Origin of the sequence: Sphingobacterium sp. R2, from assembly GCF_040760075.1 — a bacterium.
Taxonomy (GTDB): Bacteria; Bacteroidota; Bacteroidia; order Sphingobacteriales; family Sphingobacteriaceae; genus Sphingobacterium.
This window is the reverse complement of sequence record NZ_CP142884.1, coordinates 967,590-982,522: the sequence shown is the minus strand read 5'-3', so window position 1 is coordinate 982,522 and position 14,933 is coordinate 967,590. Positions and strand designations below refer to the sequence as shown.

The window sequence follows — 14,933 nt, the reverse complement described above, 5'->3', positions numbered from 1 at the left end:
AGGGGGGATAGCAAGTTCATGTTATCCCCTTTTTTTGTTATCCGCGATAACGATCTCATGAATAGACCCTAGTTAATCTGGTCCAAAGCTTGTTTTAAGTCGGCGATTAAATCATCGATATGTTCGATCCCAACGGAGATGCGTAGCATTCCAAGTGTGATTCCCGAAGCTTCTTTCTGTTCCTTTGTATGATGGCGTCCCCACATACTCGCAGGATGTACAATAAGGGATTCAACCCCACCCAAACTAGCAGCGTTGATAAATATCTGCAAACCATTGATGAGTTTCTGTGCATTTAAAAATGCCTCCTCCTCATCTTTACCCTCGACATCAATGCAAAGCATGCCCGAAAAGCCTTTCATCTGTTGCGCTGCAAGCTCATGTTGTGGATGATTGGGTAATCCAGGGTAACTGACTTTTTTGATTTTTGGATGTTGATCCAAAAATTCGGCCAGCTTCATCGCATTTGTATTGATCTGTTTGACCCGTAGACTTAGCGTTTTCAATCCGCGTAACAATAACCACGAGTCAAGCGGTGCAAGTGATGCACCTAAAGCGACAGACCGTTTCCATACACCCGCAATATAGTCTCGCGTGCCACATACGATACCTGCAGTGAGATCGCTATGTCCGCCCAAATATTTCGTAGCGCTATGGATAACCACATCAATTCCAAAATCTGTTGGTGTTTGGTTAATGGGGGACGCAAAGGTATTATCGACCATGCTCTGAATCCCATACTTTTTGGCGAGTTCTCCGATCGCTTTGAGATCAGTGATATAGAGATTGGGATTGGATGGAGTCTCTATATATATCAGCTTGGTATTTGTCTGAATGGCATTTTCAAAAGCTGAAATATCCGTTTGATCCACAGCAGTAACTGCAATGCCGTAATCCGTTAAGAATTCCTTAAAGAAAATAGCCGTTCCGGAATAATGTGCGTGTTGTGCGACAATATGATCTCCCGATTTAACGATAGCCAATATGGCCGTACTGATCGCTGCCATACCAGTTGCAAATACCAGTGCATCCTCTGTTTTTTCCAACTTCGCTAAGATGGTAGCCACTTGACTATTCGTTGGATTGCCATGGCGATGATAAAAATAAGGATGCTTTGGTTCGGTAGCGGCTTTAATATACTCCATTGGATCTGGGTCTGCAACGTAGGTTGATGTCTGATAGATTGGAGTGGTTACTGCAGATGTCTGGTTGAATTGCTGTCCTTCATGAACGAGGATCGTTTCAGTATTGCTTGTCATGCTAATGGTGTTTATTGATGCTTATGATGCCTTAATCCTCCATACGAAGATTCCTCAATAGCGAGCGTAAGTAAATTTCCATTTGTGTGGAAGTACTTTTGGTGCTAGTCGGAATGAATAAGGCGTTTCCTGCACACCAAATATAAATAAAATCTACAGAAGGAGTAGATTTTATTTATACCTTGGAGATTTAAATATCTTATAACATTTCTCTCAAGAGGTTCAGTGCATATCCAATGGTATTCACATTGTTCAACGCCAAACGGAGCTGGCCTTTAACTTCTTTCAAGTTGCTGATCTCTGGATGGTTTTGTACAAAAGACAATACGCGGCCAAATTGGTCTGACTCAAAGTAGCTTGATTTAGGATTACTGACAAAGTAAGCTTTCAGCGTCTGTTTTTTGTAAGCTATTTTTTCGAAGCCGATCGTTTTACCAAACCACTGCAAACGGAGTGTATTGAATAATTCAAATACTTCACGTGGAATAGGACCAAAGCGATCTTCAAGCTCCTGCTCAAAGGCTGTCAATTGCTGCTCGTTTTCCAGTTTGGACAGTTCGGTATACAGATTATATCGCTCCGTAATACTTGTCACATATTCGTCGGGAATTAATACCTCGAGGTCGGTATCAATCTGTGTAAAGGACACATATTTTCGTTCTTTTTCATCGGCGAATACTTCCGAAAATTCGTCTTCTTTAAGTTCTTGAATTGCCTCGTCTAAGATTTTATGATACATTTCAAAACCAATTTCGGCAATAAAACCCGATTGTTCACCGCCTAGGAGGTTTCCTGAACCACGTATATCCAGATCGCGCATGGCAACATTAAATCCAGAGCCCAGTTCCGAAAACTCTTCTATTGCCGAAAGTCGTTTATAGGCTTCCGACGTTAAAGTCGACAATGGCGGACTTAGTAAATAACAGAAGGCCTTTTTATTGGAACGACCAACCCGACCGCGCATTTGGTGTAGATCGCTCAGGCCAAACATATGCGCGTGATTGATAATGATCGTATTGGCATTTGGAATATCAAGACCCGCTTCAATAATCGTAGTTGCAATTAAGACATCGAAATCATGGTTGATAAACTTGAGCATCACATCCTCAAGCTCATCGCCTTCAAGTTGGCCATGTGCAACACCTACCCGTGCTCCCGGAACCAGCTTGCGAATCAAATTGCCCAGCTGCGGAAGATCTGCGACACGATTATGAATAAAAAATACCTGTCCACCACGATCAAGTTCGTAACTGACGGCCTCTCCAATCAGTGTTTCATTGAAAACGTGGAGTTCGGTCTGTACAGGCTGCCGGTTGGGCGGCGGAGTAGAGATGATACTCAGATCGCGGGCTCCCATCAATGAAAAGTGCAATGTTCTTGGAATAGGTGTTGCTGTCAGTGTCAGCGAATCTACATTCGCACGCATAACTTTCAATTTTTCCTTTACGGCAACGCCAAATTTCTGCTCTTCATCAATGATCATCAGGCCAAGGTCTTTAAACTTAACATCTTTGCTCACAAGACGATGTGTGCCTATAATAATGTCTATTTTTCCTTCGGCAAGCCTTGCTAAGGTATCTTTAATCTGTTTGGTCGTTTTAAAACGATTGATGTAGTCTATATTGCATGGAAGACCTTTCAGTCGCTCCGAAAATGTACGGAAATGCTGCAGTGCAAGGATTGTCGTCGGTACGAGTACGGCAACCTGCTTACTGTCTGCTACAGCTTTGAAAGCCGCACGGATGGCAACTTCCGTTTTTCCAAACCCGACGTCCCCACAGATCAATCGGTCCATTGGATGTGGCGATTCCATATCCTTTTTTACATCGGCAGTAGCTTTCTCCTGATCGGGCGTATCCTCGTAAATAAAGGAGGCTTCCAATTCATTCTGTAAGTAGCTATCGGGTGAAAAAGCATTTCCGTGCTGTGCTTTGCGTTTGGCATAGAGCATGATTAAGTCACGCGCAATATCTTTTACCTTTTTCTTGGTTGTCTTCTTGAGTTTGTCCCATGCATCCGTGCCCAATTTATTCATTTTGGGAACCGTACCTTCTTTTCCAGAATATTTTGATATTCGGTTTAAGGAGTTGATGTTCACATACAAAAGATCATTATCTGCATAGATCAGACGGATCATTTCCTGAGATTTACCGTTAACATCTACCTTTTCCAAACCTCCATATCGGCCGACACCGTGGTCAATATGGGTAATAAAATCACCTGGTTTGAGATCCCGTAAATCCTTCAGCGTAATTGCCTGCGAACGCTCGTAAGCCTTCTTACGTTTGTATTTATAATACCTGTCAAATATTTGGTGATCCGTATAGCATGCCAGTTTTAAACTGTCGTCTCTAAAGCCCTCCCGTAAGGCTTTATGAATCGGGATGAAGGTTGCCGATTTGTCAAGATCTTCTAGAATGGTATAAATACGCTCAACCTGTTTCGTTGAATCTGAAAAGATAAGGTTTTGGATGCGTTGGTCTTCATTCTCCTTGAAATTATGGATTAAAAGATTAAAATCTTTATTGAAAGAGGGTTGCGGATGGATATCGAACTTAAAGGTATTCTCTGCTTTATAAAAGAATTGTTTGCCGAATTCGACGATCGGGAATTCAAAGAATAAGGCATTGAGATTCTTCTCATCTGTAAACTCATGGGCTGGGTTATGCCATTCGGGATTATCCTTTTTCTGCTTATCTGTTAGCCCCACCCATAATTTTTCCGCTTTCTTTAACCCATCTTTTACAATATCTAAAGTGAATTGAGCGTCTTTTATCCAGATCGTGGCGCCCTGATCAATATATTCTAGCAGCGAAATGTGCTGTGATGTCAAGAATTTAGCCTGAACGTTAGGAACAATGGTTACTTTGTGGATCTTTTTGACGGAAAGCTGCGACTCAATGTCAAATGTCCGTATGCTTTCAATATCGTCGCCAAAGAATTCAATACGGTAAGGAAGATCGTTCGAAAAAGAAAAAATGTCTACGATGCCTCCTCGTATCGCAAACTGTCCAGGCTCATACACAAAGTCTACGCGATCAAAATCATATTCAATCAAGAATTCATTGATGAAATCAATACTTAAAGCAGTATTCTCTGTTATTTCCAACGTATTCTTATCCAAATCACTTCGGTTGATTACTTTCTCCGCAATGGCCTCAGGGTACGTAACAACCATTTTAGGTAATTCTGAGGTATGATTAAGCGAACTTAAAGTCTCTGCACGCTGCAATACGTTGGCAGAGTCGGTCTGAGTAAAATCAAATGCTTTTCGATAAGACGAAGGAAAAAAAAGGACCTGCTTATCCAGCAGGCTTTCCAGATCGCTTAAAAAATAAGATGCGTCTTCATGGGTCGGTAAGATAAACACCATTGGACGTTCCTGTAAGTTGTAGGAAGATACCGCTATAAATGCATCAGATGAGCCAATAAGTCCTTTAAGCTGAATCTTCGGATTTTTGGATTGCATAGCCTTGGTTAGCGACTGGACGGATTCGCTTTGACTGTATTTTTCTAATATTTCTTGAATTCCCACGAGCAAAAATTTCGAATAATTGCGAATTTAGCGAAATACTATTAAGTATTAGGTATGAAGTGCTAAATTTTTTGGTAAAAAAATAGCAGGTCTGCTCGTGATAAGGGTGTGGTTTTTGTCCGGACTAGATTAACTAACCGATGAGTCTTGACGAACGTTATCTCGCCAGGTAAAAGGTATAGGCGAAAGCGAGTAAAACTAGCAATGTAGCTAAATAAATTAATTTATATTGCTCGTAAGCAGTAACGTGGAAGGATCCAATTTTAACGCGGTTTTTGCTATTTCTCATAATTAACTTAGGTCGATATCAATCTTCTGTTCACTAATATAGCTTTTTAGCGTCGTATTACCAAAGGCATTCAATGTATTTTGGAAATCTTCCCGATAGTCGAACTGAAAGTCCTCATGAAGTTTACTGTATTTGCCGACCGCATGCTTTATACGCCCTGTGATATATTTATGTAATTTGTGCGCAGCAGATTGATAAGAGGAATCAAAAAGTCTGTCGTAATCCACGATCGTTCTTTTCAGGATATAGATCCGAAATTCCACCTCACTAACTTTATCCTTAGTGACTTTTTCGTGTTCATTGACTAGGCCACTAGCCTGTTTGACAAGTTTACTGAGCCCAATAAAATTACTGTGATGGGGCGTATTGCCAATTTGGCTTACACTAGTATCGAACAGTTGTGCCAATTGCTTGCGTAGTTTTTCAATACGTTCCTCCAAGTCATCTGCATTCTCCAATAATTGGAAATGCAATTGTTTGATCAGCATTTTGTCCTTGCTTATCAGACGTACGAGAAGCTTGTCTTTCTCCTTTTGTGGCAAGTCAAGAACAGCCTTCTTTAATTCGGGATCCTGATGTAAGGACATAACGCGTTTTTTTTATGTGAAAGAGAGCGGTTGAAAATATAATTCAGGCACCGATATGGGGAGCCTGAATTATAGCAATCGTTTAATATAAGATTCTAAATTTTATTGTATTCTCGATCTGTTTGAGTTGTTTCAAAAGATCTTTATCGTATTCTCCTTGTATATCTGTTACCGCATATCCGATGTCACTTTTGGTCATTAAAAATTGGGCAACAATATTGATGTTGTTTTGAGCATATACCTTGTTGATTTGTGCCATGATTCCAGGAACGTTTTTATGGATATGGAGCAATCTGGTTACCTGTTTCACTTTGGGTAGAATCAGATTCGGAAAATTACGGCTAAGGTACGTGTCGCCATTATTAATAAATTCAGCCATTCGACGAGGAATAAACTCTGAATTCTTCTTTTTATTTTTCTTGTCGTCGAAAACGACAATACCTTTGGCGTTACAGATCTCCTTATTGATGTGACCTTTGATATCGCCCAAATACCCGATCGTTTTTAATTTGTCAGCCTGCTGAAGCAGCTCATCACTGATGTCAATATTGCCGCCCAATAGTAGCATACCGACATCTTTGATATACTTTTCTTCAATGGTATCCTTTATCCGAATTGAAAAGCCATCTCTTTTCAAGATATGCGCTGCTATTTCTGGTACATCGCCCACGATCAAACATAGGATACGATTCTTGGGATAGGATATTGCACGGGGAAGATCATTGACATACAGGAACTCGTCAAAACTTGGTGTAATGAAATCGGCTTTATCAGTCACGCTTTTACGTTGAATATTCTCAGTGAATGCAAAAAACTTTTCAATTAACCCCGACTCTTTTAATTGGAAGTCGGAATATCCGTCGCCTATGCCAAATAATTTTCCTTCAATTTTTAATTGTCTCAATAATTGCACTTTTCCACCTTCATTTGATAGTGGATTCTCTTCGTCAAAACCGATAATATTGCCTTTTTCATCGAATCTGAATGTGTTGGCATAGATATTTTCCGTCTTTATATGGTAAGGGGTAACGACAGGTGTTATAAACTCTTTAAAACCACCTGAAACAATCCATGCGGTATCAGCATTTTTTTTGAAGAATTCACGATTTCGCGAAAAAGAAGTTGATACCTTCTTTTTAAGATGTGAAACAAGTTTATCTAGATGAGTTTTATTGGCATTTAAGAGTTTTACGCGGCCGGCCAAAGCTTCGCGAAAAGATAGTTTACCCTCCATCGCGAGATTGGTATACCGCTCGATTTCCAGGTAGATAGCCTCGCGATCGGGATGATTTTCCAAAGAGATTCGTGCAAGTTCATCAAGCGCTTCTACTTGCGTAAATGTACTATCAAAATCAATGATGTAGTAGTTTTTCATTGTATTATTTTTTTATGAAACAATGGTGAATAATGCATCCAAATACTGATCTCCCATATCGGCATTTCCCTTAAAAAATATTGATTAAAGGAAATAAAAACTAGTTAGGGGATCGTTATTGGATGTCTGTTACGCACGATGAATCAAGGTTTGGTTGTTAATATGTTATAGTTTACTGTTTGTTATATAATGCTGCAATTTCTTTTAAGGTTTGTTCCAAAGGGCGATAACTGTGATTAAGAAGTGCTTGGATTTTAGCATTGGAATACTGCAATTTAGCGCTGGAAGCAACTGCCGTTTCTTTTGTTAAGGTTGCATTTGATTTTTTAAATACGGAAAGCAAGCTGGATACTGTAGACGCAATTTGAAGCATCGTTTCTGACACTTCGATTGTCGGTTCAGGCTTGTTCATTAATACACTTGCCACACTCAAAAGATCTTTGTTGCTAATATTCAGATTATTGATGATATAGCGTTCCGCAGTAACATCCTCTTTTTCCATCAACTGAATCATGATTGAAGCAACGTCTTCTACATCAACAACGCCAACGCTTCCTGTAGGATAAAATCGTAAGCCTTTATCGATCTTCGAAAATATAGCTCCAGAGCCTTTATCGCTAGCGGAGGCTCCTAAAATTAAAGAAGGATTCACAATAACTGCATTCAAACCTTCTGTTATACCGCGCCACACCTCCATCTCTGCCTGATATTTGGATAGCGAATAGTTAGATGTCAGTGAATTGTGTTCCCATTGATCTTCTTCGGATACAGGAATGTTGTTCCTATTTGTACCCAAAGCGGCAATAGAGCTTACATGTAAGAGACGAATGCCCTTTTCAAGGCAAAGGTTGACTACGTTTGTCGTACCTTCAACATTCACCTTAAAGAGTGATTTAGCATCCTTTTTTTGGTAGGAAACCATTGCAGCACAATGATACACTTTGTTGACCCCTTCGAGAGCATCCTCGAGTTCAAAATAGTTGTTGATATCTGCGTCGATCCACTGAATCAAAGAAGAAGATAACAACGGGGTAGGAATAGTCGATTGAGCTCTTTTAATGGCAATTACGTCAATTCCTTGGTCTATCAACTGCCTAATTAGTGTAGACCCTAAAAAACCTGTTCCTCCAGTTATTAATATCACTTGATAAAGATACTGTTAAAAATAATGTTTTCAAAAGTTAGTTAATAAATGGATATTTGTGTGAATTGTATCTTGAAAAATTAGATATTTTACAAATTATAGCTTATGTCATCACTGTCCGTATTCTTTCGTCCAATTTCAGTTATAAGTTTTGCACCCGAGCATGGCTTCTTAAGTTCTCAATTAGGAAACGTTATTCAAGCCTATGAATCAGAATTCCCAAATTGGGAAGGAGATAAAAAGCCACACTTAGCTATTGTTGGGGTAGAAGAAGACCGGGCTTCACTGAATAATAACGGAACAGATAAAGCGCCAGATGCTGTACGAAAACATCTATATGCGCTCTATCAGGGAGATTATAAGATGAACATCGTTGATCTGGGAAATATCAAAGCCGGCAATACAATTCAAGACACCTATATTGCTTTAAAATCCGTAGTTGAAGAGTTGGTGAAAGAAAATATTGTCCCCATTATCATTGGAGGAGGGCAGGATCTTACTTATGCCCAATATTTGGGGTATCAAAATTTGGAACGGAAAATAGAACTAGCGGTTATCGATGCACGTTTTGATATTGATCAGGAAAATGCTGAAAATGTAAGCTTAACCTCTCGCTCTTATGTAAATCATATTATTCTACATCAGCCAGACTATTTGTTTAATTTGAATTCCATAGCCTATCAGACCTATCTCGTCAGTAAAGAATCTATTAATATGTATGATAAGCTATTCTTCAACGCAACACGAGTAGGGATGATTGCTGGTAAAATGGATCAATCAGAGCCACTCATTCGCGCAGCCGACCTCATTAGCTTTGACATTGGTGCTATTCGATCTTCCGAAGCGCCAGGGAATGCCAATGCGATTCCGAATGGCTTATATGGCGATGAAGCTTGCCAACTTGCACGTTATGCTGGGATGTCAGATAAATGTTCTTCCATTGGTTTTTATGAATTCAATCCAACATTTGATCCAATGGAGCAAACAGCGATGTTAGTATCTCAAATGATATGGTGCTTTATTGATGGCTACTATAACCGTAAGCAAGATACGCCTTTGTATCCCAAATCATCTTATATCATCTATCGTACGACACTGGAACACGAAGCGCACGAGTTGGTCTTTGTAAAGAGTAAAAAATCAGACCGTTGGTGGATTCAAGTTCCCTATTTTGGTTCAAAATCGGTCAATGAACGCTATTATCTAGTCCCATGCCGGTATGAGGACTACCAATTGGCGATTTCTGGCGAAATGCCCGACTTGTGGTGGAAAACACATCAAAAATTGCAATAATGGCTTTGAATGAAATCTCGCAATTATACTTTCCGATAGAGGGCAACTTCGATTATGAAAATTGTTGACACGCTGTGTGCACTGATAAACGACTAAACTTTATTGCTCTTTACAATCGTGCTCAACCCTTAGGGTATGGTCAGTTATATGTAATTAAACGTGATGGCAAAATATGATTAAGGATAATTTTAGCCATCTTAAGAAATACAAATCATGGAAATAGTTTTCTTCGCAGGAATCGTCTTGTTGTTAGTCATTTTGATTGTCTTGGTGCTAAAAAGGAATAACCAAGCCACTATTGGGCCTGGATACAGTAAAGAAGTGGAAACACTGAAAATTGAACTCGCTAGATCCCAACAGCGGGAGCAAAGCTTGTTGGAAGAGCGTTCGATGCTAAGAAATGAACTGGAAAAGGAACGAGAAAATCTTTTGATTGCCGAACGTTCTTTAGAAAGTACACGTTCATTTTATGAAGCGCAGCTTGATAAATACCAAGAGCAAAAGAATGAAATCGCCGAAATCAAACGACAGTTCAATAATGAATTTCAGGTTATAGCCAATAAAATATTGGAAGAAAAGACACAGAAATTTACAGAAACTAACCATCGTTCACTGGGCTTGATCTTGGATCCATTGAAGGAAAAAATCAAATTGTTTGAAGAGAAAGTCGATAAAAATTACAATCAAGAGGCCGCGGAAAGAAATTCTTTAAAGGGAGTTGTCCTTCAGCTGGTCGAACAGAGTCTTAAAATTAAAGACGAAGCCAATAGCTTAACCAAGGCATTAAAAGGGGATACCAAAAAGCAGGGCAATTGGGGTGAGGTAATTTTAGAGCGGGTTTTGGAGCGTTCGGGACTTATGCGCGATCGCGAATTTAGATTACAGGTCTCTCTGATGGATGCCGAAGGAAGAAGAATGCAACCCGACGCGATTATCGACCTTCCTGAAGATAAACATCTGATTGTGGATTCAAAAGTTTCGCTGATTGCCTACGAACGTTGGGTCAATGCTGAGACGGACGAGGACCGCGCAATTTTCGCAAAACAACATGTACAGTCTGTGGAAAATCACGTGAAAGAACTTTCCGCAAAAAACTATCACGAGTTATATGGTATAGAATCGCCGGAATTTGTCCTGCTGTTTATGCCGATTGAATCTGCATTGAGTATGTCCGTCGCTGAAAAACCGGATCTATTCAGCGATGCTTGGGATCGTAAGGTTGTCATCGTTAGCCCTTCGACATTGTTGGCGACATTGCGTACTATCGCCAGTATCTGGAAACAGGAACGTCAGACCAGGAATGTAATTGAAATAGCGAAAGAAGCAGGGAGCCTCTACGATAAATTTGTGAGCTTTCTGAACGATATGGAACAGGTGCAAAATCAGTTGGAGCGCGCATTAAAAAGCCATGAAGATGCAACTAAAAAGCTCTCTACAGGCGCTGGGAACGTGATCGGAAAAGTGGAGAAATTAAAACGTTTAGGAGCCAAAGCAAATAAACAGATCGATTCCAAATTTTTAGATGGGGAAGATTAACAAAAACGGGCTTGCCGAAAGGTAAGCCCGTTTATAATTTTTAACCGTGCAAAGCAAAGCCTGCTCTGCTAACTTATGCTAGAGGTTTTGCTAAAGCTCTTTCATCCGTTTATTGATGGAAACATCCACATAGGTATCCTTTAAACGATCTACAGCTTCTTTTTGAACAGTGACATTGGTGTCTGATTCGTAATCATGAATAGTTCTTTGGTTTTGGACTTCGTTGTCATAAGGATCCTTTCCTGCCAAGAGCTTGACGATTACCGGAAGACATTCGAGGAAGACAAAAAGCAGCGCAATAAAAAACACAGCATTTGCATTAGATTCGTTGACCTTTCCATTGGCATCGTACCTTAGATTGCCCAGCGCAGAATTACGGTCTGCAAAACCAGCGACATTGACAGCGCTGTCCAGCGAAGCGTTGGATAAGACTTTTTGGTCTAATATCCCTTCAAATTTCTGTTTCTGACGTATTGCATTTTGTTGGGTCGTTATCTTGTTCCGTAAAGTGTCCAAATAGCTCTCTTTTTTCTTCAGCTCTTCTTCTTTCATTTTGGCATAAGGGCCATATCCCATGACACCGGATGTTTCAGTTGTTTTGTTCCCGAATATCTCGTAATTCAATTTTGTACGATCATTTTTAATACTGGCTTCCAATGAATCCCGTTCGACCGTAATCGCTTTTAAAAGCGAAACCTCATTGGCATATTTCTTATTGAAAGTACTGTTGAGCGTGTCGATTTTAGCGCGTTGATCGGCGAGAAACCGTACTCGGAGGTTTTCCCGGATTTCTTTGTCAAAGATTTTTAACTCTAATGGCCTTGAGATTACCAATCCAATCAAAATAGCCAATAGAATTCGAGGGAGAGCCTGTAACAGTTGCATAACGCCACTTTTCGATTTATTTATACTCAGGACAATATAGCGATCCATATTAAATATCGCTAATCCCCAAATGATACCAAATACAAGGGCTAATAGCCAGTCAAATGCTCCCCCACTAAATACAAAATACATGGCATAGCCACCAGAAAGGCTGGCAAATAATCCCGTGAAAAAAATAGTAGCACCTATGGCTGTGTACTTACTATGTTCTTCTGGATATTTTTCAAGAGTTTCTTGATGCACTCCGGCACATCTCCAAAAGAAACGGTTAATATCGCTCATTAAAATATTTTTACTCAAATTGACATATTATTTTTAACAAGATTGCGAATAAGTTTTTGTTTTACAATAGGATGACGTTTTTCCCTCCTCATTTTACAGTGCGCGTTCGAAGCCATTCATTTGTCTAATTTTATTATCTTTGAAAAATAACAGGAATAATCAGATAATATGAAGAAAAGACAACTTTTGCCCTTCTTTGCGATAGTGGCAACTGCATTTGTTGGTTGTGAGGAAAAAAAAGTGATGACAGATAATCCTCTTTTATTGGCTTATGAGACCCCATTTAATGTCCCTCCTTTTGACAAGATCAAAACAGAGGATTTTAGGCCAGCTTTTGATGAAGCTTTAAAAGTACACAATTTGGAAATTGACACAATAGTCAATAATTCGGATAAAGCAACATTTCAAAATACGATAGTTGCACTTGAAAATGCAGGTAGGTTGTTGAACAATGTATCTACTGTATTTTATAATCTAAATAGCGCCAATACAAATGACAGTATTCAGGCAATAGCAAAAGATCTAGCGCCTATTTTATCCAGTCATTCAGATGAAATCTCGATGAATAGTAAATTATTCGACCGTATTAAAACCGTATGGAGTAGTCGAAATACATTGGGACTTGATGAACAGGATAATAAGCTCCTGGAGGAAACTTATAAGAGCTTTGTACGTTCTGGAGCAAATCTTAAAGATGCCGATAAGGAAAAAATGAAAAAGATTAATGCTGAACTTTCAACATTAACAACCCAATTCGGACAGAATTTGCTTGCTGAAACAAATGCGTATATGCTCGTCGTTGATTCAGCTAGTCAATTGGAAGGATTGCCAGAGTCGTTGAAAACAGCGGCTGCAGAGGAGGCCATAGCAAAAGGTAAGAAGGACAAGTGGGTTTTCACTTTACAGAATCCTTCCATTATGCCTTTCCTACAATATTCAAAAAATCGCGAGTTGAGAAAGCAGCTTTGGGAAGCATATCAGCTTCGCGGAAATCAAGATAATACAAACGATAACAAAGCAATTATTCAAAAAATTGTCAACCTTCGTCTTCAGAAAGCAAAATTGTTAGGCTATTCATCCCATGCAGCCTATGTGCTGGAGGAGTCCATGGCCAAGAATCCAGCCAATGTATACGCGTTGTTAAATAAGTTATGGAGTCCAGCGTTGGCGAAAGCAAAAGGTGAGGAAGCAGATATTGCGAAAGAAATAGCCGCTGAAGGTGGGGATTTTGCAGTTGCACCTTACGATTGGAGATATTATACCGAGATTATTCGCAAAAAGCGTTTTGCCTTGGATGAGGATGAGATTAAACCATATTTAAGTTTGCCTGCCGTCCGTGAAGGCGCATTTGGTGTAGCTAATAAATTGTACGGTTTGACATTCGTAGCTTTAAACAATGTCCCAACGTATCATAAAGATGTGGAAGTATATGAAGTAAAAGATAAAGACGGTTCACATTTAGGTCTTCTATACGCTGATTTCTTTCCGCGCGAGTCTAAACGCGGTGGAGCTTGGATGACCTCTTATCGTAGCCAGTCAACAGAAGACGGAAAACGCGTCGCGCCAGTAATTTCTATCGTATGTAACTTTACAAAGCCAGTAGGAAAGAATCCAGCACTTTTAACATTTGATGAGGCTACTACGCTGTTTCACGAATTTGGGCATGCGTTACATGGGCTCCTCTCCAATGTGAGGTACAGATCGATGGCCGGGACTTCCGTACCACGTGATTTTGTTGAACTGCCTTCGCAGGTGATGGAAAATTGGGCAGCTGACCCAGAGGTGTTAAAAACATATGCTAAGCATTATAAAACCAAAGAAGCAATGCCAGATTCATTGATTCAGAAAATGGAAAAGGCCGGTACTTTTGATCAGGGATTTGCAACCGTTGAATATCTTTCTGCCGCGTTGTTAGATATGGATTACCATGCTGCGACCAAGCAGATTTCAAAAGACATCAATGGTTTTGAAAAAGCAGCAATGAAAAAAATAGGTATTATTGATGCGATTATCCCACGCTATAGAAGCACGTACTTTCAACACATCTTCGCAGGTGGATATTCAGCCGGTTACTATGCCTATATTTGGTCTGAAGTATTAGACTCGGATGCTTTTGCAGCTTTCAAGGAAAAATCATTGTACGATCAGGTAACAGCAGATTCTTTCCGCAAAAACATTCTTGAAAAAGGCGGTACAGATGACCCTGCCAAAATGTACCGCACGTTTAGGGGGGCGGATCCAGATCCAAAATTTCTATTGAAGAAGAGAGGTTTAAACTAATCTTTAATAACTAAAAGGCGATATAGAAATATATCGCCTTTTTTTTGTTGATGCACTTGTTATTATAAAAACTATTCTTACATTTGAATATTATTTATAACAAGTCTAAATAAATAGATATGTGTGATACGAAGATACTAAGCCAAAGAGGGAATACCCATATCAGTGTTTGTCTCAAGTGTCAAACCTATTACATCTGGCAACAAAGTTTTGTACTGACATTTACAAGGAATAAGTTTGTTGATTTTTTGAATATGGCGCGAACTGCGGGTGATGAGCTCTTTTTTAGTTCTTTTCCGGACGGCGAATTTCGATTGATCATGAAGACACCCTATCCAGATATTGTATTTTCATTTGACGAGGAACAATGGCAAAATTTTCGAGATGCACTCCAAGAATCTTATTACATGAACGAGTTTTATGGAATGCTGAATAATTAACGTAAAAAGTCCTGTTGCATCGCTTGTG

Annotated in this window: 10 protein-coding genes; 4 read left to right on the top strand and 6 right to left on the bottom strand. The window is 39.6% G+C overall.

All coding sequences use genetic code 11. The annotated features are described in order from the left end of the window. Window positions 1-68: 68 nt before the first annotated feature. The 5 genes from VXM68_RS04020 to VXM68_RS04000 all read right to left on the bottom strand — a co-directional run bounded on the left by VXM68_RS04020 (window position 69) and on the right by VXM68_RS04000 (window position 8,189). Window positions 69-1,259: a PLP-dependent aspartate aminotransferase family protein gene (locus VXM68_RS04020; protein ID WP_367210531.1), complete on the bottom strand. Its 1,191-nt coding sequence runs from the start codon at window positions 1,257-1,259 to the stop codon at window positions 69-71. Window positions 1,260-1,458: 199 nt separating this feature from the next. After that, entirely contained in the window at window positions 1,459-4,794 is a 3,336-nt protein-coding gene (gene mfd, locus VXM68_RS04015; protein ID WP_294348508.1) for a transcription-repair coupling factor, read from the bottom strand. Window positions 4,795-5,085: 291 nt separating this feature from the next. Next, window positions 5,086-5,670 carry a hypothetical protein gene (locus tag VXM68_RS04010; RefSeq protein WP_367210530.1) on the bottom strand — a complete coding sequence of 195 codons (585 nt, stop codon included), beginning with the start codon at window positions 5,668-5,670 and terminating at the stop codon, window positions 5,086-5,088. A gap of 82 nt (window positions 5,671-5,752) precedes the next feature. Beyond that, on the bottom strand, window positions 5,753-7,045 hold the full coding sequence (locus VXM68_RS04005; RefSeq protein WP_293957219.1) for an HAD-IB family phosphatase: 1,293 nt from the start codon (window positions 7,043-7,045) through the stop codon (window positions 5,753-5,755). A 172-nt stretch (window positions 7,046-7,217) separates the two neighbouring features. Next, window positions 7,218-8,189 carry an NAD-dependent epimerase/dehydratase family protein gene (locus tag VXM68_RS04000; RefSeq protein WP_293957218.1) on the bottom strand — a complete coding sequence of 324 codons (972 nt, stop codon included), beginning with the start codon at window positions 8,187-8,189 and terminating at the stop codon, window positions 7,218-7,220. 105 nt (window positions 8,190-8,294) lie between these two features. Between VXM68_RS04000 and VXM68_RS03995 the strand changes: the two genes are divergently transcribed. Beyond that, on the top strand, window positions 8,295-9,482 hold the full coding sequence (locus VXM68_RS03995; protein ID WP_293957217.1) for a formimidoylglutamase: 1,188 nt from the start codon (window positions 8,295-8,297) through the stop codon (window positions 9,480-9,482). A 213-nt stretch (window positions 9,483-9,695) separates the two neighbouring features. Continuing rightward, window positions 9,696-11,018 (top strand): DNA recombination protein RmuC, encoded by a 1,323-nt coding sequence (gene rmuC, locus VXM68_RS03990; protein ID WP_367210528.1) that lies wholly within the window; start codon window positions 9,696-9,698, stop codon window positions 11,016-11,018. A gap of 90 nt (window positions 11,019-11,108) precedes the next feature. On the opposite strand, the gene VXM68_RS03985 is transcribed toward rmuC, so the two are convergent. Beyond that, entirely contained in the window at window positions 11,109-12,185 is a 1,077-nt protein-coding gene (locus tag VXM68_RS03985) for a DUF4407 domain-containing protein (protein ID WP_367210527.1), read from the bottom strand. A 168-nt stretch (window positions 12,186-12,353) separates the two neighbouring features. On the opposite strand from VXM68_RS03985, the gene VXM68_RS03980 reads away from it, so the two are divergent. Then, window positions 12,354-14,465 (top strand): M3 family metallopeptidase, encoded by a 2,112-nt coding sequence (locus tag VXM68_RS03980; protein ID WP_367210526.1) that lies wholly within the window; start codon window positions 12,354-12,356, stop codon window positions 14,463-14,465. Window positions 14,466-14,584: 119 nt separating this feature from the next. Next, window positions 14,585-14,905 carry a hypothetical protein gene (locus VXM68_RS03975; protein ID WP_367210525.1) on the top strand — a complete coding sequence of 107 codons (321 nt, stop codon included), beginning with the start codon at window positions 14,585-14,587 and terminating at the stop codon, window positions 14,903-14,905. Window positions 14,906-14,933 lie beyond the last annotated feature (28 nt).